This is a genomic window from Pseudomonadales bacterium, from assembly GCA_024234165.1.
In the GTDB taxonomy this organism is placed as follows: domain Bacteria; phylum Pseudomonadota; class Gammaproteobacteria; order Pseudomonadales; family UBA5518; genus UBA5518.
This window is the reverse complement of the sequence record JACKOP010000001.1, coordinates 525,302-546,602: the sequence shown is the minus strand read 5'-3', so window position 1 is coordinate 546,602 and position 21,301 is coordinate 525,302. Positions and strand designations below refer to the sequence as shown.

General features: G+C 59.7%; 16 protein-coding genes and 2 pseudogenes. 10 read left to right on the top strand and 8 right to left on the bottom strand.

All coding sequences use genetic code 11. The annotated features are described in order from the left end of the window. Positions 1-54: 54 nt before the first annotated feature. Positions 55-414: an IS66 family insertion sequence element accessory protein TnpB gene (gene tnpB / locus H7A12_02290; protein MCP5319657.1), complete on the bottom strand. Its 360-nt coding sequence runs from the start codon at positions 412-414 to the stop codon at positions 55-57. 191 nt (positions 415-605) lie between these two features. On the opposite strand from tnpB (H7A12_02290), the gene H7A12_02285 reads away from it, so the two are divergent. Further along, positions 606-992 carry a hypothetical protein gene (locus H7A12_02285; protein MCP5319656.1) on the top strand — a complete coding sequence of 129 codons (387 nt, stop codon included), beginning with the start codon at positions 606-608 and terminating at the stop codon, positions 990-992. 166 nt (positions 993-1,158) lie between these two features. Here the strand turns inward: H7A12_02285 and H7A12_02280 are convergent. Next, positions 1,159-2,146: pseudogene (locus H7A12_02280) on the bottom strand (IS5 family transposase). 107 nt (positions 2,147-2,253) lie between these two features. Between H7A12_02280 and H7A12_02275 the strand changes: the two are divergent. Genes H7A12_02275 through H7A12_02265 form a run of 3 tightly spaced genes read left to right on the top strand, consistent with a single transcriptional unit; the run spans position 2,254 to position 4,538 of the window. Further along, positions 2,254-2,748 carry a pyridoxamine 5'-phosphate oxidase family protein gene (locus H7A12_02275; protein ID MCP5319655.1) on the top strand — a complete coding sequence of 165 codons (495 nt, stop codon included), beginning with the start codon at positions 2,254-2,256 and terminating at the stop codon, positions 2,746-2,748. A 21-nt stretch (positions 2,749-2,769) separates the two neighbouring features. Then, complete coding sequence (locus H7A12_02270; GenBank protein ID MCP5319654.1) at positions 2,770-3,729, top strand: SDR family NAD(P)-dependent oxidoreductase; 960 nt, start codon at positions 2,770-2,772, stop codon at positions 3,727-3,729. Next, the gene (locus tag H7A12_02265) at positions 3,681-4,538 is read left to right on the top strand and encodes an enoyl-CoA hydratase/isomerase family protein (GenBank protein MCP5319653.1); all 858 of its coding nucleotides are present in this window, start codon (positions 3,681-3,683) and stop codon (positions 4,536-4,538) included. The genes H7A12_02270 and H7A12_02265 overlap by 49 nt, the downstream gene beginning before the upstream one ends. 170 nt (positions 4,539-4,708) lie before the next feature. Here H7A12_02265 and H7A12_02260 read toward each other — a convergent pair whose 3' ends face one another. Further along, entirely contained in the window at positions 4,709-5,698 is a 990-nt protein-coding gene (locus H7A12_02260; GenBank protein MCP5319652.1) for an IS5 family transposase, read from the bottom strand. Positions 5,699-6,388: 690 nt separating this feature from the next. Between H7A12_02260 and gstA the strand changes: the two genes are divergently transcribed. From gstA to H7A12_02245, 3 genes are all read left to right on the top strand, one after another. Beyond that, a complete protein-coding gene (gene gstA, locus H7A12_02255; protein ID MCP5319651.1) occupies positions 6,389-6,994 on the top strand; it encodes a glutathione transferase GstA in 606 nt (201 codons plus the stop codon). Continuing rightward, the gene (locus H7A12_02250) at positions 6,991-8,871 is read left to right on the top strand and encodes a PQQ-binding-like beta-propeller repeat protein (protein MCP5319650.1); all 1,881 of its coding nucleotides are present in this window, start codon (positions 6,991-6,993) and stop codon (positions 8,869-8,871) included. The genes gstA and H7A12_02250 overlap by 4 nt, the downstream gene beginning before the upstream one ends. 664 nt (positions 8,872-9,535) lie before the next feature. Further along, entirely contained in the window at positions 9,536-11,860 is a 2,325-nt protein-coding gene (locus tag H7A12_02245) for a TonB-dependent receptor (protein ID MCP5319649.1), read from the top strand. A 141-nt stretch (positions 11,861-12,001) separates the two neighbouring features. Here H7A12_02245 and H7A12_02240 read toward each other — a convergent pair. The 3 genes and pseudogenes from H7A12_02240 to H7A12_02230 form a co-directional block, all read right to left on the bottom strand. Beyond that, a pseudogene (locus tag H7A12_02240) lies at positions 12,002-13,005 on the bottom strand (IS5 family transposase). Positions 13,006-13,258: 253 nt separating this feature from the next. Continuing rightward, positions 13,259-14,248, bottom strand: coding sequence for an IS5 family transposase (locus H7A12_02235; GenBank protein MCP5319648.1), 990 nt, complete (start codon positions 14,246-14,248; stop codon positions 13,259-13,261). A 125-nt stretch (positions 14,249-14,373) separates the two neighbouring features. Next, on the bottom strand, positions 14,374-15,540 hold the full coding sequence (locus H7A12_02230; protein ID MCP5319647.1) for a helix-turn-helix transcriptional regulator: 1,167 nt from the start codon (positions 15,538-15,540) through the stop codon (positions 14,374-14,376). A gap of 328 nt (positions 15,541-15,868) precedes the next feature. Here H7A12_02230 and H7A12_02225 point away from each other — a divergent pair, with 328 nt between their 5' ends. From H7A12_02225 to H7A12_02215, 3 genes are read left to right on the top strand one after another with little or no spacing between them, the layout of a single operon-like run. Further along, on the top strand, positions 15,869-16,213 hold the full coding sequence (locus H7A12_02225) for an IS66 family insertion sequence element accessory protein TnpB (GenBank protein ID MCP5319646.1): 345 nt from the start codon (positions 15,869-15,871) through the stop codon (positions 16,211-16,213). Then, positions 16,207-16,566, top strand: coding sequence for an IS66 family insertion sequence element accessory protein TnpB (gene tnpB / locus H7A12_02220; GenBank protein MCP5319645.1), 360 nt, complete (start codon positions 16,207-16,209; stop codon positions 16,564-16,566). Before H7A12_02225 ends, tnpB (H7A12_02220) begins: the two co-directional genes overlap by 7 nt. 54 nt (positions 16,567-16,620) lie before the next feature. Then, positions 16,621-17,418, top strand: a complete 798-nt coding sequence (locus tag H7A12_02215; protein MCP5319644.1) for a transposase — start codon at positions 16,621-16,623, stop codon at positions 17,416-17,418. A gap of 503 nt (positions 17,419-17,921) precedes the next feature. Here the strand turns inward: H7A12_02215 and H7A12_02210 are convergent. Then, positions 17,922-19,868 carry a HAMP domain-containing protein gene (locus tag H7A12_02210; protein MCP5319643.1) on the bottom strand — a complete coding sequence of 649 codons (1,947 nt, stop codon included), beginning with the start codon at positions 19,866-19,868 and terminating at the stop codon, positions 17,922-17,924. 52 nt (positions 19,869-19,920) lie between these two features. After that, positions 19,921-21,279 carry a sigma-54-dependent Fis family transcriptional regulator gene (locus tag H7A12_02205; protein MCP5319642.1) on the bottom strand — a complete coding sequence of 453 codons (1,359 nt, stop codon included), beginning with the start codon at positions 21,277-21,279 and terminating at the stop codon, positions 19,921-19,923. Positions 21,280-21,301 lie beyond the last annotated feature (22 nt).

Sequence of the window (21,301 nt, the reverse complement as noted above, 5' to 3'; positions counted from 1 at the left end):
GGGCGGAAGATACTGCAGGAAAACCGTGCTGTTATTGTACCGGAATGCCCCTGCTCATGCCGTTGTTCGGTAGCGTTTTCGCTGCCTTTTTATCTCGACGTCGACGCCTTCGAGCAGCGCCAGAAACTCGGTGGCGCACAGTGCGCGTTTCACGCGTCCATCGCGTGTCATCAGGCGGGCAAAGTGTCCGCGCTCGAGTCGCTTCGACCAGATCCAGTAACCGCCCGTCTCGAAGCCGAGCACCTTGATCTGCGTGGCGCGGCGGTTGATAAACGCAAACCATTGGCTGCTGCTGCCCAGCGGGTCTTCGCCCAGGTGTTGCCTCACCCGTGCCGACAGCCCATCGAACGAGCAGCGCATATCGGTGGGCTCCAGGCACAGCCAGATGCGCGATGCACTGCTGATGCTCAGCATGGGGCGCCCCGGCGCAGCCGCAGCACCACACCCGCACCCGGTCGAGCTCTACCTCCCATGCAGGTGTGGTCGGTAGCACCTCGGTCTTGTCGACCACTGGCGCGGTCAGCTCGACAAACAGCGCCTCGGGCCGAACGCCCGCCACATCGGTGTTCCGGGCTCCGCGCAGCTTGCGCCGCCACAGCTCGAAGGTGCTCTTCGCCGTGCCGTGGCGGGTGCAGAACGCCTGCTGCGAAACACCGCTCGCCTCGAACTCGCTTATCAGCGCGCGCCACTGTGCCGCGCTGTGGCGTGCATACTTGCGCACAGAACCTGAACCCGTCGATGCCGAACCCATGGCGATACTCCTCCAACACCACTTCGTTGAAACAGAGCATCGCGAAGGTTCAGACGGGATAACAGAACGGCGTGGTTTGGACGGTTACGAATCAGAGACGAAGTGCGAAACTTGGAGGACGGGCCACATCAGGCGATTGGCACTGAAAAGCGCAAAGAGTTTTGCAAGAAGCTTCACCCATATGGGTGTTGTTATAGAACTTTTCTATTTGCAAGATGCCCATGTGAACATGGGAATTTGAGCCTCGTTACGGAAGCGCTGATCTATCCATGAAATCCGTCGACTCAAAGCGAAAACTATTGCCATCAACGCGAATTTTTGCGCTGGCTGCCGTTTCTTCACCTGAAACTGACGAAATCAGCCCATTTTCACCTCAAATCGGGAGGTTTTCTCCCGATTTCCCGTTTTCAAGACGTACCTCTCCCGTATACGCCCGCAAAATGCCTGCGAGCCAGCATCAGATTCGCCAACCCGAACAGCGTGAAGAGCTGCGCTTCGTTCTTCGCCAATCCCTTGTAACGCACCTTGCGGTGACGGAACAGGTTCTTCACCATGCAGAACGGATGCTCCACCTTCGCACGCATGCTGGCCTTGGCCTTCTCCAATGCCTCGAGGGCCATGCGATAGGGGCTTCCTTCGGGCAGCTTCTTGATCGAACCACGCTTGGCGGCGATCTGCCATTCGACTTCCTTGTTGGTCAACCCGTCACGCTTGGGCGCACCGGTGTAGCCCGCATCGGCGAACACGACTTCTTCCTCGCCATGCAGCAACTGCTCGGTCACGGTGACATCGGACACGTTTCCTGCCGTGCCCACCACCGTGTGCACCGGGCCAGAGTCCGCATCGACGCTCACAGGGGCTTTCATGCCGAAATGCCACGGGTTTCCTTTCTTCGATTGATGCATCTCGGGGTCACGCGATCTGGAGCGGTTCTTCGTCGAAGGGCAGCCGCGATCAGCGTGGCATCGACGATGGAGCCCTGACGCAGCAGCAATCCGACAGACTCGAGTTGAGCGTTGATCGCGCCAAAGAGTTTGCGGGTCAGCCCATGCGCTTCGAGCAGGCGGCGGAACTTGAGCAGCGTCGTGGCATCGGGAGCCGACTCGATCGCGAGGTCCACGCCCACGAAGTGTCGTACCGAACCACTGTCGTACATGGCGTCCTCGATACCTTCGTCGGACAGCCCCGTGGCGTTCTGAGCCACATACATGCGCAGCATGCGCTCGAGTCCGATCGGAGGCGTCCACGCTCTCCGCTCTTCGGGTAGTACGGCTCGATGAGTGCAACCAGCACACGCCACGGCACCAGGCGATCAAGCTCCGTCAGAAAGCGTTCACGGCGCGTGACTTTTTTCTTCGCCGCGAACTCTGCATCCGAGAAACTGATCTGCTTCATGAGGGAGAACACCGTGCTGCTGCGTGATGTGCGTATTATCGATGATCCAACGCTCGCGCGTGCTGCTCGAGTGTCGAATAAATCTGTTTCTCCATAGAGGTTCGTACATGAAAATCAACGGCAATTTCGCAATGAGCGACATCGAAATCGAAGGCTTTCTGCGCGAAGCGAAGATCATCCGACTAGCGACGCATGGACCGGACGAGCGCATCAACCTAGCGCCGCTGTGGTATTGCTGGGCCGAGGGTAAGATCTATGTGTACACGCGCGGGCAGAAGGTGGAGAACCTGCGGCGCAACCCGCGCTGCACGATGACGCTCGACCGCAATGAGCGCTATCCCGATTTGCAGGGGGTGATGCTCGAAGGAACGGCACGGGTGTTGGAGGACGCTGCTGCGGAGGCCGCCGATGCGCACCTTGATGTGCTGGTGCGCGATGCGATGGGCGCCAAGTATGCGAACGACGGTTTTGGCAGCGGTGGCAGCACGCGCAACGAAAGCACCGCTATGGGAAAGAACTGGCGTTGGATCGTATTCACACCCGAACGCGGTTTCAGCTGGGACAACTCGCGGATTCCGAAGAAGCGTGCGCCCAAGGTTTGATGGAGACAGGTGGAGGCACTTATGAGCGGGAACAGGTGTTTCGGTGCTAGATCGACCACCGATGAGGTGTTGCAGGGTATCAATCTGAGGGGGCGGGTGGCAGTGGTCACTGGCGCCTCCGGTGGGCTCGGTGAGGAAACCGCGCGCGCGCTGGCGGCTGCTGGGGCGCACGTGGTGGTAGCTGCGCGCAACGAGCAGAAGGCGAGTGTGGCACTGGAGCGGATTCGCGTAGCCACTGGGAGCGAGGCGCTTGAGTTCGAACGACTCGACCTGGCATCGCTGGCGAGCGTTCGCGCCTGCGCTGCGCGACTGCTGCGGAGGCATCTGGCGATCCATTTGCTGATCAACAATGCAGGCATCATGGCGTGCCCGCTAGAGCGCACGGTCGAGGGTTTTGAGATGCAGCTTGCGAGCAATCATCTGGGGCATTTCCTGCTGGCCGGGCTGCTGCTGCCGTCGCTGCTGCGGGCGGCACCGAGCAGGGTAGTGGCGCTCAGCTCGATCGGGCACCGCGTCTGCGGTGTGCAGCTTGACGACCTCAACTTCGAGCGTCGAGCGTACAACGCGTGGATCGCCTACGGGCAGTCGAAGACGGCGAATGTGCTGTTCGCGGTGGAGTTTGACCGTCGCTTCGGCCCTGATGGCGTGCATGCCTACGCGGTTCATCCGGGCGCGATCCCGACCGAGCTCAATCGCCATCTGGACGCTGCCGAGCTCGCGGCAGTTGATGCTCACAGCCCGGGTGGCAAGCTACAGCGCAAGACCGTGGCCGAGGGAGCGGCTACGACAGTGTATGCGGCAACGGCGCCGGAGCTGGCGGGGCGTGGTGGCTGTTATCTCGAGGATTGCCATGTCGCGGCGATCAACGACGCAAGAGGTTCGGCCGAGGGCGTGAAATCCTACGCACTCGATGGCGCGATGGCGCTCGGGTTGTGGACGGCTTCGGAAGCGATGGTGGGCGAGCGTTTCGGCGCGGCCTGAATAAGGAATCGACGGGAGGGCGGACGATGACATACCAAACTATATTGACTGAACAACGTGGGCGCGTAGCTATCGTGACGCTGAACCGCCCCGAGCGGCTGAATGCCTTGAGCATGCAGCTGGTGCACGAGCTCTACGACGTGTTTGAGCGCTACAATCGCGACAGCAGCGTCGGCGTGATTGTGTTGACCGGACAGGGACGCGCGTTCTGCGCCGGACTTGACGTGCAGGACTGGGAGGATCCCGAACCACCGCCGAACGGCGAGCCGATGAATTATCGCTCACAACTGCGCTGGCTGGAGATGATGCGCGAATCGAAGCCGGTGGTGGTGGCGGTGAATGGGTTGGCGGTTGGCGGCGGCATCACGCTGATCCTGTCGTGCGACGTGCGCATCGCCTCTGATCGGGCGCAGTTCGAGGAGCGTCACGTGCGCATGGGGTTGATGCCAGACATGGGCAGCAGTCGGCTGCTGGTGCAGATGGTGGGGTTGGCGCACGCGTTGCGGCTGCAGCTCACAGCGCGGCGCATTGATGCGCGCGAAGCCGAACGTATCGGCCTGGTCACCGACGTGGTGCCGCACGAAGAGCTGTTGGATGCGGCGGTGGCGCTTGCCACCGAAATCGCAGCACATCCGGTGTCGTCGCTGATCGCGACAAAACAACTGGTGTGGGACAACATGTGCGAGGCCGACGGCCACAAGGTATTATGGCGCGAGACCGAGGTTGAGGAGCGGCTGATGAAAGGCCCCGATTTCGCCGAGGCCACGCGCGCGTTCATCGAGAAACGCCCGCCGCGTTTCAACGGCTGATGTCGCAGCGTTAGGGAAACGCTGATCTATCCATGAAATCCGTCGACTCAAAGCGAAAACTATTGCCATCAACGCGAATTTTTGCGCTGGCTGCCGTTTCTTCACCTGAAACTGACGAAATCAGCCCATTTTCACCTCAAATCGGGAGGTTTTCTCCCGATTTCCCGTTTTCAAGACGTACCTCTCCCGTATACGCCCGCAAAATGCCTGCGAGCCAGCATCAGATTCGCCAACCCGAACAGCGTGAAGAGCTGCGCTTCGTTCTTCGCCAATCCCTTGTAACGCACCTTGCGGTGACGGAACAGGTTCTTCACCATGCAGAACGGATGCTCCACCTTCGCACGCATGCTGGCCTTGGCCTTCTCCAATGCCTCGAGGGCCATGCGATAGGGGCTTCCTTCGGGCAGCTTCTTGATCGAACCACGCTTGGCGGCGATCTGCCATTCGACTTCCTTGTTGGTCAACCCGTCACGCTTGGGCGCACCGGTGTAGCCCGCATCGGCGAACACGACTTCTTCCTCGCCATGCAGCAACTGCTCGGTCACGGTGACATCGGACACGTTTCCTGCCGTGCCCACCACCGTGTGCACCAGGCCAGAGTCCGCATCGACGCTCACAGGGGCTTTCATGCCGAAATGCCACGGGTTTCCTTTCTTCGATTGATGCATCTCGGGGTCACGCGATCTGGAGCGGTTCTTCGTCGAAGGGGCAGCCGCGATCAGCGTGGCATCGACGATGGAGCCCTGACGCAGCAGCAATCCGACAGACTCGAGTTGAGCGTTGATCGCGCCAAAGAGTTTGCGGGTCAGCCCATGCGCTTCGAGCAGGCGGCGGAACTTGAGCAGCGTCGTGGCATCGGGAGCCGACTCGATCGCGAGGTCCACGCCCACGAAGTGTCGTACCGAACCACTGTCGTACATGGCGTCCTCGATACCTTCGTCGGACAGCCCCAGGGCGTTCTGAGCCACATACATGCGCAGCATGCGCTCGAGTCCGATCGGAGGGCGTCCACGCTCTCCGCTCTTCGGGTAGTACGGCTCGATGAGTGCAACCAGCACACGCCACGGCACCAGGCGATCAAGCTCCGTCAGAAAGCGTTCACGGCGCGTGACTTTTTTCTTCGCCGCGAACTCTGCATCCGAGAAACTGATCTGCTTCATGAGGGAGAACACCGTGCTGCTGCGTGATGTGCGTATTATCGATGATCCAACGCTCGCGCGTGCTGCTCGAGTGTCGAATAAATCTGTTTCTCCCTAGAGATCGCGACCATGAAGCAGTCCCCATTGCACACGGTACTGTGGGAGCGACTCGGAATCGAATACCCGGTGGTGGCGTTATGCATTGCAAGGACTGGCTGCAGCGGACATCAACGCGGGTGGCTTCGCAGTGCTCGGCGTGGCGATGCACACGCCCGAGCAGATCGCGGCCGACATCCGCTGGTTGCGCCAATACATCGGCGGCTAGGCCTTCGAGATCGATCTGATGCTACCCGCTGCGGTGCTCGAACAGCACTTGCCTGAGGATCTGCTGATGCAGATCCCGGCCGGACACTGCGCTTTCGAGCGATCGCTCAAAGCGAAGTACGATGTGACGTGCCGAACCCGAAGAAGCCACAAGATTTGTACCAGTGGGGCGAGCTCATCAAACGGCTTTTTTACGTCTGGTGGTTGGCGGCGCTTCGGGTGGTAAACAGCCTGATGGGCATGTTTAGGATGCTGATCTTGCAGACAACGTGCGGATCAACACCCTTGCTACGCTATCCGCGTTGGGCTGAAAAACGGACAACGGACGTGTGAGGAATTTTGCAGGGCCAACTACTTATCTTTTTTACCTTTGAGGAAAGTCGTTCCATGAAACTCTACTGGTACCCCGGCTCGTGTTCGCTCGCCCCCCACATCGCGGTATGCGAGACTGGAATGACCTGCGAACTGGTGCGCACCGACTTGTTCACCAAGAAGACCGAATACGGCGAGGACTATCTGGCGCTCAACCCGAAGGGTGCGCTACCGGCGCTGCAACTTGACGACGGCTCTGTGATCACCGAGGCTGCAGTGATCATGCAGTACATCGTGGATCGCTCTCCCGCATCACCGCTGCTTCCCGTCGGGCACACGCTGGCGCACTACCGCGTCCTTGAGTGGTTGAACTACCTCGCATCCGACGTGCACAAGTCCTTCAGCGTACTGATGAATCCGGCGGCACCAGATGCGTTCAAGGACACGGTTCGCGCCCAGATCGGCAAGCACTTCGCGCACATCACTGCAGCGCTCGAACAGTCTCCTTTCCTGAGCGGCAACACCTTCACGCTGGCCGATTGCTACTTGTTCACGATGCTCGGCTGGTGCGATTACGGCGGATTGGATCTCGGTTGCTGGCCAACGCTACAAACGTACCAGACAAGCATCGGCGCACGGCCTGCGGTACAGCAGGCGCTGCGCGAGGAAGGCCTAGCATGAGCTCTTTCGCACGGCACCGCCTGCGTGATCGCCGATCACGGCTTCAAAGCTGCGCAGTCGCTGCACTCCTGTTCGGGTTGTTTGCCGCATCAGTGCACGCGCTGAATCCTACGCCTGATACGGAGCACGGCGGCGCACTTTATGCTGCACGCTGTGCACAGTGTCACGATAAACCCGCAGAGCGCGTCCCCACGCGTCTGCAACTCGCGGGACGCTCACCCGAGACCGTGATCAACGCGCTGGACGGCGGCGTGATGATGCAGCAGGGTCAGGGGCTATCGCTGACGGACCGCCAGTCGCTGGCGCTGTTCCTGACCGGCAAGATCGAATCGGCGCCAGCGGCGGACCCGGTGGTAAACCTCTGCGCCGCGAGAAACCCGCCCTTCGTGCTGCAGCCAGACGACTGGCGCAACTGGGGCTACCGCCCTGACAACGGGCGCTACCATCCGACATCCGGCCTGAAGGCTACCGAGGTGCCACGGCTCGCGCTCGTGTGGGCCTTCGCCTATCCCGGCGATACGGTCTATGGGCAACCAGCAATTGCGGCGGGCAGGGTGTTCGTGTCTACGCACACGGGTATGGTGTTGGCGCTTGATGCAGCCACCGGGTGCATGTACTGGCATCGGGATCTCGGCCGTTCGGCCCGCGCCGGCGTGGTCGTCGCCGAGACGACCCCCGGAGAGTTCACCGCTTTCATCGGTGACGACGCTGGCATAATGCACGCGCTCGATGCACGCACTGGCGAGCACCGGTGGGAGTTCAAGATCGATGCCCACGTCGCTACTCGACTGACCGGCAGTCCAGTGTTTCATGACGGACGGCTGTATGTGACGGCATCTTCGAGCGAGGAAGGGCTGGCGATGCAGGAAGATTATCCCTGCTGCACCTTCCGCGGCAGCCTCAGCGCCCTCGATGCCCGCACAGGTCGACTGCTCTGGAAGAGTTACGTCGTTGACGAGCCGCGGCCGTTCCCCAATCCGCAACCCGGCAAGGCGCGGTTTGGACCCGCCGGCGGCGCGATCTGGTCGCCACCAACCATCGATGCCGCACACGGTGAGGTGTTCGTTGCCACCGGCAATTCTTACACGAATGCCGACGCCGAAGGTACCGATGCGGTGGTCGCCTTCGATCTCTCCAGCGGCGCGCGCAAGTGGATCCGACAACTCACGTCGAAGGACAACTTCATCGGCGGCTGCGGTGTGGGCACCCACGGAGGTGACGGCCACAACTGCCCAGATCCGCTCGGCGGGGATTGGGATTTCGGAGCACCGCCGATCTTGCGCGTGCTGCCCAACGGCCGCCGTGTGTTGCTTGCACCGCAGAAGTCCGGCGTGCTGTGGGCGCTCGATGCGGACCGCGCGGGCGCGGTGCTGTGGAGCCACAAACTGGGTCAGTCCTCTCCGATCGGTGGTCTGGTGTGGGGTTCTGCGGCCGACACATCACGTGTGTACGCCGCCTACACTGGCGATCTCGTGCCTACGCCCGATGCTGGGCCGAATGGCATCGCAGCCATCGACATTGCGAGCGGCGAAATTGTGTGGAATACCGTACAACCCGGTTCGGCCGCGTGCAGTTGGGGTGAGGACAAGTGCGCCGGAGGCTTCATGCAGGCGGTCACTGTGATCCCGGGGGTGGTGTTCGCAGGATCGCTGGATGCGCACCTGCGTGCGTGGGATACTACCAGTGGCCGCATCCTCTGGGATGTGGACACGTACGGCAACTACCCGGCCGTCAACGGTACCATTGCGCGCGGCGGTTCGCTGGCGCAGGGCGGCGTGGTGCTTGCCGACGGCAGACTGTTCGTCAATTCCGGCTACGCACCGTTCTGGGGCAAGCCGGGCAACGCATTGCTGGTGTTCGCGGTGGACGGTAAGTAGACGATCCTGCAAAATGCCTGCGGGCAAGCATCAGATTTGTAAGTGATCCCTCAACCCCATTGTTTCCGAGCGATCAGGTTCATGGCTAACTCCTGTAACCGTCCAAACCACACCGTTCTGTTATCCCGTCTGAACCGTCGCGATGCTCTGCTTCAACGAAGTGGTGTTGGAGGAGTATCGCCATGGGTTCGGCATCAATGCGAGATGGCGACTATGCCGCCGGACATGACCGACACGGCCCGGTTTGATCTCTCACAAAACCGGGTCAAGCGGGTCCAGTGGAACTGGAAGACAAGACAATGATATGGCGCTGGGTCGCCTGAATCCGTGTTACCTACCCACAATTCTTCGGCGGAGGATATTTTTGAACAACTCACCCTCGCTATCGGTGGTTGAGTCGTCATCCAGCGCGATTCGAGAGGCCGATTTCGGCCTCGGGATATCGGGTTTTTTGCGTTCGTTTCTCCCGTTTTTCAAACCGCCTTCACGAGAAGCCCGCCCGATGAGTGTCCGCTGTCTCGGCATGTGCCAGCCGTGGGATGCGTTTATATCGCCACCAACTTGCACAAATGCGCCATGTTAGAAATGGTCGCCCACGCTCCTTTCCTTCTCGCACGCCTTTACAAAAAACCACGCTACCTCATGCGTTTTACAAGAGGTTTTGATGAAGAAATTTGCCTTCGGATTGTTAACCTGGTTTGTAATATTGCCGCAGCCGGAAACCATCGCGAAAGAAGTGATCAGTAATGCTGAGTCATTGGAGGATATCGAAGTAGTGACGGTATCACCGTTACAATCCAGCAGTGTAAATATCAACAAAATTCCCGCTAATGTGCAAACTACCACGACCGAAGGGCTGCAACGGTCACAGGCAATATCGCTGGCAGACTACATGAATCGCTACATGGGTAGCGTAAATATCAACGATGCGCAAAACAATCCCTTGCAGCCGGATATTCAATATCGCGGCTTCAGCGCGTCGTCGCTGATGGGCTTGCCGGCAGGTATGGCTGTCTATGTGAACGGCGTTCGTTTCAACGAGCCTTTTGGCGACATGATCAACTGGGATTTGATTCCACAGGGTGCCATCGAGAACATGACCCTGCAGCCCGCTTCCAACCCAGCCTTCGGTTTGAACGCCTTGGGTGGAGCTATCACCATTAATACCAAGACTGGCTTTTCGTCGCCCAAACATCAAATAGAACTACAGGGCGGTTCCTGGGACAGGCATTCGGAAGAACTAAGCAGTGGCTGGAATAATGGCACCTGGGGCTACTTTGCTGACTTCAATGATTGGTTCGAGGAAGGTTGGCGCGATCATTCGCGTAGCGAGGTCAAGAGCGGGTTCGGTACTTTGAGCTGGCGTGGTCGTCAATCCAGCCTGGATTTGAATTTCGCCGGCACCGAAAACGAATTGCGCGGTAATGGCGCAATTCCCGAAGAGTTGCTGGCCTTCGGTCGGAACAAGGTCTTTACCCATCCCGATCTGACGCGTAACCATTTGTTCATGGTGTCGATGGACGGCGATACCTGGTTAAACGATCAGAGCCAGTTGTCCGGCATGGCCTATTACCGTCGCAATAAGATCAGTACCTATAACGGCGATGGCAGCGAATTTGATGGTTGCGAGATCGATCGAATCGAATTTTTGTGTGAAGGTGACGAGCCTTTGGTGGCGACGGACGGTAATTGGGTGTTAGAAGACGAGTCATTGGAAGGCGGCTCCATCAACACGTCGGAAACCAAGCAACAATCCTTCGGTTTTGTGTTGCAAAACGTTTTTCATCACAAGATTTTGGAAATGAACAACCGGTTGATCGGCGGGATCAGTTATGATTACAGTACGACACATTATCGTGCCGATACCGAGCTGGGTAACTTGACTAGTGATCGCGGTGTCAGAGCGGGCGGCGTGTTACTGCAGGAATCTCGAGTACGTTTGAATACCGAGACCAATAATTACGGCGTATTCCTGATCGAGAACCTATCCGTAACCAATAAATTGGATGTGACCGCTTCTGGTCGCTACAACATAACGCATCTGGAGTTGAAAGATCAATTTCCGGGCGACGATCCAGATGAGAATCTGACTGGCTATCACACCTTCAACCGTATCAATCTGGCTGCTGGTTTGATCTATGCGTTCATGCCTGAGCTGACGTTTTATGGTAACTATAGTGAATCGTCTAGGGTACCGACCCCAATGGAGTTGAGCTGTGCGGACTCAAACAATCCTTGTAAACTACCGAATGCCTTCGTGGCCGATCCACCATTGGAACAGGTAGTAGTCAATAGCTGGGAAGCGGGTTTTCGCGGCTATTTGAAACACCTACCGTTTGGTCGCATACATTGGAACGCCGGTTTTTTTCATGCCATCAACAAAAACGACATTCTTTGGCAGGGTAACGGTGCCGTCAACGGCATGGGGTATTTCGAAAATGTCGGTAAAACCCAGCGTCAGGGCGTGGAAGCGGGTCTATCAGGTTTGTTTTTCGATGATCGCATGCGCTGGACGGCCAATTATACCTTCATCGATGCCACTTACCAATCCACCTTTGGCAGTCCGAACAGTGCTCACCCTAATGCGGTGGATGGCGTCACGCAAGTTCGCCCCGGCAGCAAAATTCCTAGTATCCCCGCGCATCAGGCCAAGTTCAGCGCGGACTATGATATTGCTCCAAAATGGACATTTGGATTCGACATCAACTACAACAGTTCGCAATACTTGCGTGGCGACGAAGCCAACCTGACCCCCAAGATCCCAGCTTTCGTCATTTTCAATCTACGCAGCGAATTCCGCTTCAACAAACATGTAGTCTTCTTCGGTCGAATCAACAACTTATTCGACCGCGATTACGCCAACTTCGGTGCCTGGGCCGAAACCGGTGAAGTATTACAAAGACTGGGGTTGAAAGAAAACAAAAACGCCCGGTTCATCGGTGTTGGCGCTCCGCGAGCAGCCTGGATTGGGTTGCGTTTGGCAATGTAGTTTAGCGTATAGATGCTAGGGAAGCGCTGATCTATCCATGAAATCCGTCGACTCAAAGCGAAAACTATTGCCATCAACGCGAATTTTTGCGCTGGCTGCCGTTTCTTCACCTGAAACTGACGAAATCAGCCCATTTTCACCTCAAATCGGGAGGTTTTCTCCCGATTTCCCGTTTTCAAGACGTACCTCTCCGTATACGCCCGCAAAATGCCTGCGAGCCAGCATCAGATTCGCCAACCCGAACAGCGTGAAGAGCTGCGCTTCGTTCTTCGCCAATCTCTTGTAACGCACCTTGCGGTGACGGAACAGGTTCTTCACCATGCAGAACGGATGCTCCACCTTCGCACGCATGCTGGCCTTGGCCTTCTCCAATGCCTCGAGGGCCATGCGATAGGGGCTTCCTTCGGGCAGCTTCTTGATCGAACCACGCTTGGCGGCGATCTGCCATTCGACTTCCTTGTTGGTCAACCCGTCACGCTTGGGCGCACCGGTGTAGCCCGCATCGGCGAACACGACTTCTTCCTCGCCATGCAGCAACTGCTCGGTCACGGTGACATCGGACACGTTCCTGCCGTGCCCACCACCGTGTGCACCCGCCAGAGTCCGCATCGACGCTCACAGGGGCTTTCATGCCGAAATGCCACGGGTTTCCTTTCTTCGATTGATGCATCTCGGGGTCACGCGATCTGGAGCGGTTCTTCGTCGAAGGGGCAGCCGCGATCAGCGTGGCATCGACGATGGAGCCCCTGACGCAGCAGCAATCCGACAGACTCGAGTTGAGCGTTGATCGCGCCAAAGAGTTTGCGGGTCAGCCCATGCGCTTCGAGCAGGCGGCGGAACTTGAGCAGCGTCGTGGCATCCAGGAGCCGACTCGATCGCGAGGTCCACGCCCACGAAGTGTCGTACCGAACCACTGTCGTACATGGCGTCCTCGATACCTTCGTCGGACAGCCCTGGGGCGTTCTGAGCCACATACATGCGCAGCATGCGCTCGAGTCCGATCGGAGGGCGTCCACGCTCTCCGCTCTTCGGGTAGTACGGCTCGATGAGTGCAACCAGCACAAGCCACGGCACCGCAGAAAGCGTTCACGGCGCGTGACTTTCTTCGCTGCGAACTCGGGATCCGAGAAACTGATCTGCTTCATGAGGGAGAACACCGTGCTGCTGCGTGATGTGCGTATTATCGATGATCCAACGCTCGCGCGTGCTGCTCGAGTGTCGAATAAATCTGTTTTTCCCTAGGGAAACACTGATCTATCCATGAAATCCGTCGACTCCAGACGAAAATTATTGCCGTCGGCGCGAATTTTCGCGTTGAAGGCCGTTTTTTCGCCTGAAGCTGACGAAATCAGTCCCTATTCGCTCCTAATCGGAAGGTTTTCTCCCGATTCCTCGTTTTCAAGGCATACCTCTCTCGCACGCACCTGCAAAATGCCTGCGCGCCAGTATCAGATTTGCCAACCCGAACAGCGTGAAGAGCTGCGCTTCGTTCTTCGCCAGCCCTTTGTATCGAACCTTGCGGTGACGGAACAGGTTCTTCACCACATGGAACGGATGCTCCACCTTCGCGCGCATGCTGGCTTTGGCCTTTTCCTGTGCCTCGAGAGCCATGCGATAGGGGCTTCCTTCGGGCAGCTTCTTGATCGAACCACGCTTGGCGGCGATCTGCCATTCGACTTCCTTGGTTGCCAACCCGTCACGCTTGGGCGCACCGGTGTAGCCCGCATCAGCGAACACGACCGCTTCCTCGCCATGCAGCAACTGCTCGGTTACGGTGACATCGGAAACGTTTCCTGCCGTGCCCACCACCGTGTGCACCAGACCAGAGTCCGCATCGACGCCCACATGGGCTTTCATGCCGAAATGCCACTGGTTTCCTTTCTTCGACTGATGCATCTCGGGGTCACGCGATCTGGAGCGGTTCTTCGTCGAAGGGGCAGCCGCGATCAGCGTGGCATCGACGATGGAGCCCTGGCGCAGCAGCAACCCGACAGACTCGAGTCCGGCGTTGATCGCGCCAAAGAGCTTGCGGGTCTGCCCGTGCGCTTCGAGCAGACGGCGGAACTTGAGCAGCGTCGTAGCATCGGGAGCCGACTCGATTGCGAGGTCAACACCCACGAAGCGTCGTACCGAACCACTGTCGTAAATGGCGTCCTCGATGCCTTCGTCGGACAGCCCCAGGGCGTTCTGCGCCACGTACATCCGCAACATGCGCTCGAGTCCAATCGGAGGACGCCCACGTTCTCCGCTCTTCGGGTAGTACGGCTCGATAAGTGCAACCAGCACAAGCCACGGCACCAGGCGGTCGAGGTCCATCAGAAAGCGTTCACGGCGCGTGACCTTTTTCTTCGCCGCGAACTCAGCATCCGAGAAACTGATCTGCTTCATGAGGGTGAACACCGTGCTGCTGCGTGATGTGCGCATTATCGATGATCCGACACTCGAGCGGGCGGCTCGAGTGTCGAATAAATCAGTTTTTCCCTAGGGCATCTCAGCTGAATGATGACTACAATTCAGAGGAGCGCGATGGTGTCGAGTAGGATGCTGACTAGATGAGATTGGCGCATAGCGCCGGTTTTGCCGAAAATGCTCTTCAGTCTGGATTTTACCGTGTTGCGGGTAATGCCCAGCACCGTGCAAATCTCATTGATGTTGTTACCCGCAGTGAGGAGGATGCACAACTCGATCTCCGCCGATGTTAGCTTGAAAAGCTTGCTCAAGGTATCTGGGGAGGGAAGTACTTTCTGTTCCGAGTCGCGCAGGAATACCTCGACAGCCGGCCGACGCTTGCCGTCTCCCCTTTCCACCCGAGGAATGGATTTGATCAGCACACTCAAATCCGAATGGTCGGTTTTCCCGGGTATAAAGATCGCTTCGGTGATCGATAAGGTCGTCTGTTTTCCCTTTTCCAGAACTCTTTCAAGAAGAACCTGAAAGGAGCGCCTTTGGGTGGTAGGGATCACTCGCAGGCTACCTTCCTGCTCCCAGATGCTATTACGCCGGGACAGGATTTTCGCTGCTACTTCGTTGCAGCTCATGATTTTTCCTGTATCGTCGAGGAGGATGGAGCCTAGACGGATTCTATTCAGAGTGTTGGCGTAGAGTTTACGTTCGGTCTCGACCTTGCAAAATCTGAAATACAATTGCACGGCCCGTTTGAAATGGGAGACCAACAATTGAAGCAGCGCCTTGTCCTCGGACGAGAAGGGTCCCATATCCGGAGCTCGGCAGGTCCGTATTCGGCATTCGGACTCGTCATCGGTGTACAAATCGGCACCCATGACGTAGCGGATATCTCTGGGTAGATAATACTCATGATAAAAATCACTGTTGAGGAACGTTTCTTCGCCGAGCCATTCTTCTACCGTTAATACTTGCTCAGGTGGGAGGTGGCGGAAGGTGTCGAGAGAATAGTAGTAGAAACTCCCGTAGACGTTGCTGGATATCCGCGTTCCTCGGCTGTTGGAATTGATAGCAAAGGCCGGTTCGTCCATGGTGGCTGGTCGCAGCACCATGCCCGTTGCATTGCTGTGGAGCCGGCACCGCAGCCAGTTGAGGATACCAGACCAGGGTACCAGTTCCAGCGGACCTTCATAGATCAGACCAATCAGCCTAGTCAGGACGTTTTGGTCGGAGAGATTAGCGTCTATGGGTAATAGATTAGGTTTGGTGTCACTCATGTCTTGTCCCTCAATTTCACTAGATCTGCTTGACCCGGTTTTGTGAGAGACCGAACCGGGGCGTGTCGGCCATGCCCGTAACGAGGCTCAAATTCCCATGTTCACATGGGCATCTTGCAAATAGAAAAGTTCTATAACAACACCCATATGGGTGAAGCTTCTTGCAAAACTCTTTGCGCTTTTCAGTGCCAATCGCCTGATGTGGCCCGTCCTCCAAGTTTCGCACTTCGTCTCTGATTCGTAACCGTCCAAACCACGCCGTTCTGTTATCCCGTCTGAACCTTCGCGATGCTCTGTTTCAACGAAGTGGTGTTGGAGGAGTATCGCCATGGGTTCGGCATCGACGGGTTCAGGTTCTGTGCGCAAGTATGCACGCCACAGCGCGGCACAGTGGCGCGCGCTGATAAGCGAGTTCGAGGCGAGCGGTGTTTCGCAGCAGGCGTTCTGCACCCGCCACGGCCTGGCGAAGAGCACCTTCGAGCTGTGGCGGCGCAAGCTGCGCGGAGCCCGGAACACCGATGTGGCGGGCGTTCGGCCCGAGGCGCTGTTTGTCGAGCTGACCGCGCCAGTGGTCGACAAGACCGAGGTGCTACCGACCACACCTGCATGGGAGGTAGAGCTCGACCTGGGTGCGGGTGTGGTGCTGCGGCTGCGCCGGGGCGCCCCATGCTGAGCATCAGCAGTGCATCGCGCATCTGGCTGTGCCTGGAGCCCACCGATATGCGCTGCTCGTTCGATGGGCTGTCGGCACGGGTGAAGCAACACCTGGGCGAAGACCCACTGGGCAACAGCAGCCAATGGTTTGCGTTTCTCAACCGCCGCGCCACGCAGATCAAGGTGCTCGGCTTCGAGACGGGCGGCTACTGGATCTGGTCGAAGCGACTCGAGCGCGGACACTTTGCCCGCTTGATGACACGCGATGGACGCGTGAAACGCGCACTGTGCGCCACCGAGTTTCTGGCGCTGCTCGAAGGCGTCGATGTTGAGATAAAAAGGCAGCGAAAACGCTACCGAACAGCGGCATGAGCAGGGGCATTCCGGTACAATGACAGCACGGTTTTCCTGCAGTATCTTCCGCCCTTGAACGCCGCTTCGCGCATCGCCGAACTCGAACAAACCAATGCGCAACTCACGGTGCAGATGGCCGCGATGACGCAGCAGTTTGGCGCCGAGATCGCCGCGCTGAAGCAGCAGCTCGACTGGTTCAAGCGCCAGCTCTTCGGGCAGAAGAGCGAGAAGCAGCTGAGCATCGATCCTGCCGTGCAGGGCAACCTGCTCGATGCACTCGGTGTGCTTGAACCGCCGCAGAAGTCCCCACCGCCTTCCGAGCAGTCGATCACCTACACGCGCCGGCGCAAGGTGCGCGATGCGGCGGTGAACGACTCAGGATTGCGCTTTGGCCCGGATGTCACCCGCGACGTGGTCACCATCGTCGATCCGGCAATTGCTGGCGTACCCGAGGAGCGACGCGAGCTGGTCTCCGAGCGCGTCAGCTACCGCCTGGCACAACGCCCGGGCAGCTACGGGATCATCGAGTACCACTACCAGACCTGGAAGCTGATCGAAGAGCAGCGCATCGTCAGCACCCCGGCACCGGCCAGCGTACTCGAGCGCTGTGTGGCCGATGTGAGCCTGCTGGCCGGAATGCTCGTCGACAAGTTCTGCTACCACTTGCCGCTGTATCGCCAACACCAGCGGATCGCCCAGTGTGGCATCCAGCTGAGCCGCACCAGCCTCAGCAACTGGAGCGGACGGGCCATCGATCTGCTGCGCCCCATCGCAGCGGCCCAGCACGCACACATCCTCAGCGGATCGGTGGTGGCGATGGACGAGACCCCGATCAAGGCGGGGTGCGCGGGTGTTAGAAATCCGGGTTAGCAGTAGCGATGCCGGAGCTGACACACGTTTCGTGTGTGACGAGGTGTTAGCAAACACTTTCCAGCGCGTCTCTTGACCTATCTATATTTCACTGGATTTCTGGGGGTATTTATGGGGGTATTTTTACCGTAAAACTGCGCAATATATTGAAATTCAATGATATGTTGCAGACGTCCGCTCCGCCATTCAAAAACGCGGCTAGATCAATGAATTAGTCGCGTATTTCTTTTCTGTCATCCAACTTGGCAGTCTGCTCGGCACCCTTTTCCCGGTTGATCCATGCGGCGTAGGTGCGGAAAAACATCTCCAAGCTGTGACCCAGCTGGCGTACGCCATACCCCGGCTCGACACCTGCCATCAGCATCTTGCTAGCCCGGATTCCTCACACGCGGACTCAAGGCATTGCTGCGTGGCGTGATGCGACGACTGCAATTCATTCTGCCCGATCGGTCGCGTTTCCGCACGCGGGCGAAGGTGGGCAGCTTCGGCGTTGGCCTGGCTGGCTACACATGCGTGTTTCCGCGCGCGGGTGAAGGTGGGGCGGACTGTGCGACGGGCAGGAGCACGGTCATGCTGGCGCCACCTCCGGGCCGGTTGGCGGCATGGATGTTGCCATGGTGCTCATCGACGATTCGGCGCACGATGGCCAGGCCCAGACCCGTGCCCTTGCGTCTGCGGGTGAAGAAGGGCTCGAACAGACGTGGCAGGTCTTGCGCCGTGAATCCCGGGCCGCGGTCCAGCACGCACAGTTCGAGCCAGTGCCGTCCGTCCGCGTGCGTGCTGAGGCGCGTGGTGATCGCGACTTCCGAGCCCGGTGGCGCATGCTGCAGCGCGTTCTCGATCAGGTTGGTCAGCATCTGCACCAGGCGGTCGCGGTTCATGACCACCGGCGCATCGTCGCGCGCCTGGTTCACGATCGACACCCCTGCCGCCTGCGCCGCCGCACGACCGTTGCGCGTGGCCTCCACAAGGGCGTCGCCAAGCGGCTCCACGCTGCATCCCGCCGGTGGCGCGCGGCCGAATTCCAGCAGGTCGGCCATCAGCTTGTTCAGGCGGAGCACCTCGCGACGCAGCACCTCGCGGTAGCGCGGATTCATCCGGCCGGTCTCGGCATTGGCATCCATCGCATCGAGGGTCGAGGAAATGCCGAACAACGGGTTGCGCACTTCATGGGCCACGCCCGCCACCAGCTGGCCCATGGCCGCCATCGTCGCGCTGCGGCGCAATTGGTCTTGCAGCCTCTCGCGTTCGCGTTCGGCCTGCTGACGCTCGGCGATCTCCTGACGCAGCTCGGTCACCGAGCGCTGCAACTGCTGCTCGCTGGCCTCCAGAAGTTCGCGCGAGACGGTGCTCTCCTGCAGCCGCTCGGCCATGTGGTTGAACTGCCGCGCCAGCGTACCGAACTCGTCGTGGCCGCGCGCGTCGATGCGGTAGTCCAGTTGGCCCGCGCCCAGCGCGCGGGTGCCCGCCGCCAGACGCTTGAGCGGGCGCATGATGGCCAGGATGAAGAGCAGGGCGACGAGCGCCGCCACAAACAGGTAGCCCGGGATGATGTAGCGCAAGCTCGTCTGCACGCGACGAATCGCCAGGTCGGCGTTGGCGTGCGGCTCCGACAGGTCACTGCTGAGCATCGCCTGAATCTCGTTGTCGAAGATGTCGTCGATGGATGATGCCAGCGCACTGAACTGCTGGGCCCGCGTGCTGATGCTGGTTTCGCCGGGCAGCAGCAGCCGCACGTTGGCGGCCACCTGCCGGTGGTAGCCATGCAGCACCTCCTCCAGCCGGCGCACCTCGCCCGCCAGCGGTAGCGCGCGCAGTGTCGTTGTGGCTTCGTGTTGCTCCTGCACCTTCTCCAGCAGGCGCTGGCGCGCGAGCGGCGTTGGGCGGTGCTTGAACAGTGTCAGCCAGAATCCCACCTCTGCGGTTTCCGCCTCGACGTCCTGCAACGCAGTCAGCACGGTGCTGCGCTGTGGCTGGTCGGCGGGAATCGCCGTCTGCATCGGGCCATCGAGCACCCGATCGATGCGTTCGAGCAGATCGGCGGTCTGCTCGAAGACCGCGTCCAGCCGCTCGCGCTCATCCATCAGGGCCTCGCCGGCGGCTACCAGCTTGCGGTGTTCGGCCCCGACCTTGCCGCCAAGCTCGCGCTCGTGCGCGCTGGTGCTCAGCCGCATGTAGACCGCGTGGCGTTCGTTGAAATCCTGGATGTCGTGCGCTGCTTCGGCGCGCACATCCGGGTCCGGGTCGCCGACATAGCGCAGCACATCGCTGGCGTACTCGCCGGTGTTCTTCTCCATCTCCAGCGCGGCGATGCTGAACGGCACACTCACGTGATCGAGCGTGGCCAGATAGCCAGCCACGTTGTCCAGCGTGCGATAGACGTGCAGCATGGCCAACACCCCCAAGGCCACGATGATGGCCATGCCGGCGTAAACCTTGATCTTGAACATGCCGACTCCCGGCCTGCCGGTTGTCCGCGCCGGCCATGCATCACGACTCGGATCAGGTCGTGGCGCTTTGCGGCACCTGGATGCCGTAGGTCTTGATCTTCTGATATAACGTGCTGCGCGGCACGTCCAGTCGCAGCGCCGCCTGCGCCACCCGGCCGCCTTCCTCGCGCAGCACGCTCTCGATGTACTGGCGCTCCAGCTCCACCAGGGTCAGGCTGGTGTCGGACACTGCGGGCGTCGGGCCGGCCACGCTGCCAAAGTGCAGGTCGCGCGGCGTGATGCACTCCCGCTCGCACAGCAGCGCGGCGTGCTCGAGCACGTTGCGCAGCTCGCGGATATTGCCGGGCCAGGGATAGTCGCGCAAGGCCTGCACCGCCGCCTGCGCCAGCTCGACCGGGCGGCCCAGGGTGGGGCGCAGCTGGGACAGCAGCATCTCGGCCAGCAGCGGGATGTCCTCGCGGCGCTCGCGCAGCGCGGGCATCACCAGCGGGATGCTGCTGATACGAAAATACAGGTCGCTGCGAAAGCGTCCCTGCTGCACCTGCTCGGCCAGATCCTTGTGGGTGGCCGCGATCAGCGCCACGTCCACCTCGCGCTCGCGCACCGCGCCCATGCGGCGAAAGCGCTTGTCTTCCAGCACCTTGAGCAGCTTGGGCTGCACGCGCGGATCGACGTCGCCGATCTCGTCGAGAAACACCGTGCCACCATCGGCCACCTCGAACAGGCCCTGCTTGGCCGCCACTGCACCGGTGAAGGCACCCTTTTCGTGGCCGAACAGCTCGGTCTCCAGGAAGTCGGGCTGCAGACCGGCGCAGTTCAGGTCGACGAACGGCTCGTCGGCACGCGGCCCGTGCTGGTGCAGCCAGTTGGCCAGCAGGCCCTTGCCGGTGCCGGTCTCGCCCAGCACCAGGATCGGGCGGTCGGCAGCGCAGACCTTGGCGGCCTGCTCGGCCAGCTCGCGGATGGCCGCGCTGCAACCTGCGAACGGGTCCAGGCGCTGGCGCTGCTCGCGCGAAGCCATGACCTGCTGCTGGCGGTGCACGCGCCGCTGCGCGAACAGCCGGTTCAGGATGGCCAGCAGCGCCGGTAGCTCGATCGGCTTGGTCAGGAACTGCTCGGCCCCCTGTTTGACGGCCTCTACCGCCAGTTCGATCGAGCCATAGGCCGTCAGCACGATCAGTGGCACGCCGGCGTCCATCTGCTTGAACGCGTGCAGCAGGTCGATGGCGGTGCCGTCGGGCAGTCGGAAGTCGATCACTGCGGCGTCGGGCGCCACGGCCTGGAACTGCTCGCGCGCCTGCTGGCAGCTCTCGGCCTCGAACACGCGAAAGCCGCGCGACCGCAGGAAGTCGTGAATCCCGAACCGGATGCTTTCCTCGTCGTCGACGATCAGAATGCGCTTGCTGGACAACTTGAATCTCTCCGCTGGCTGG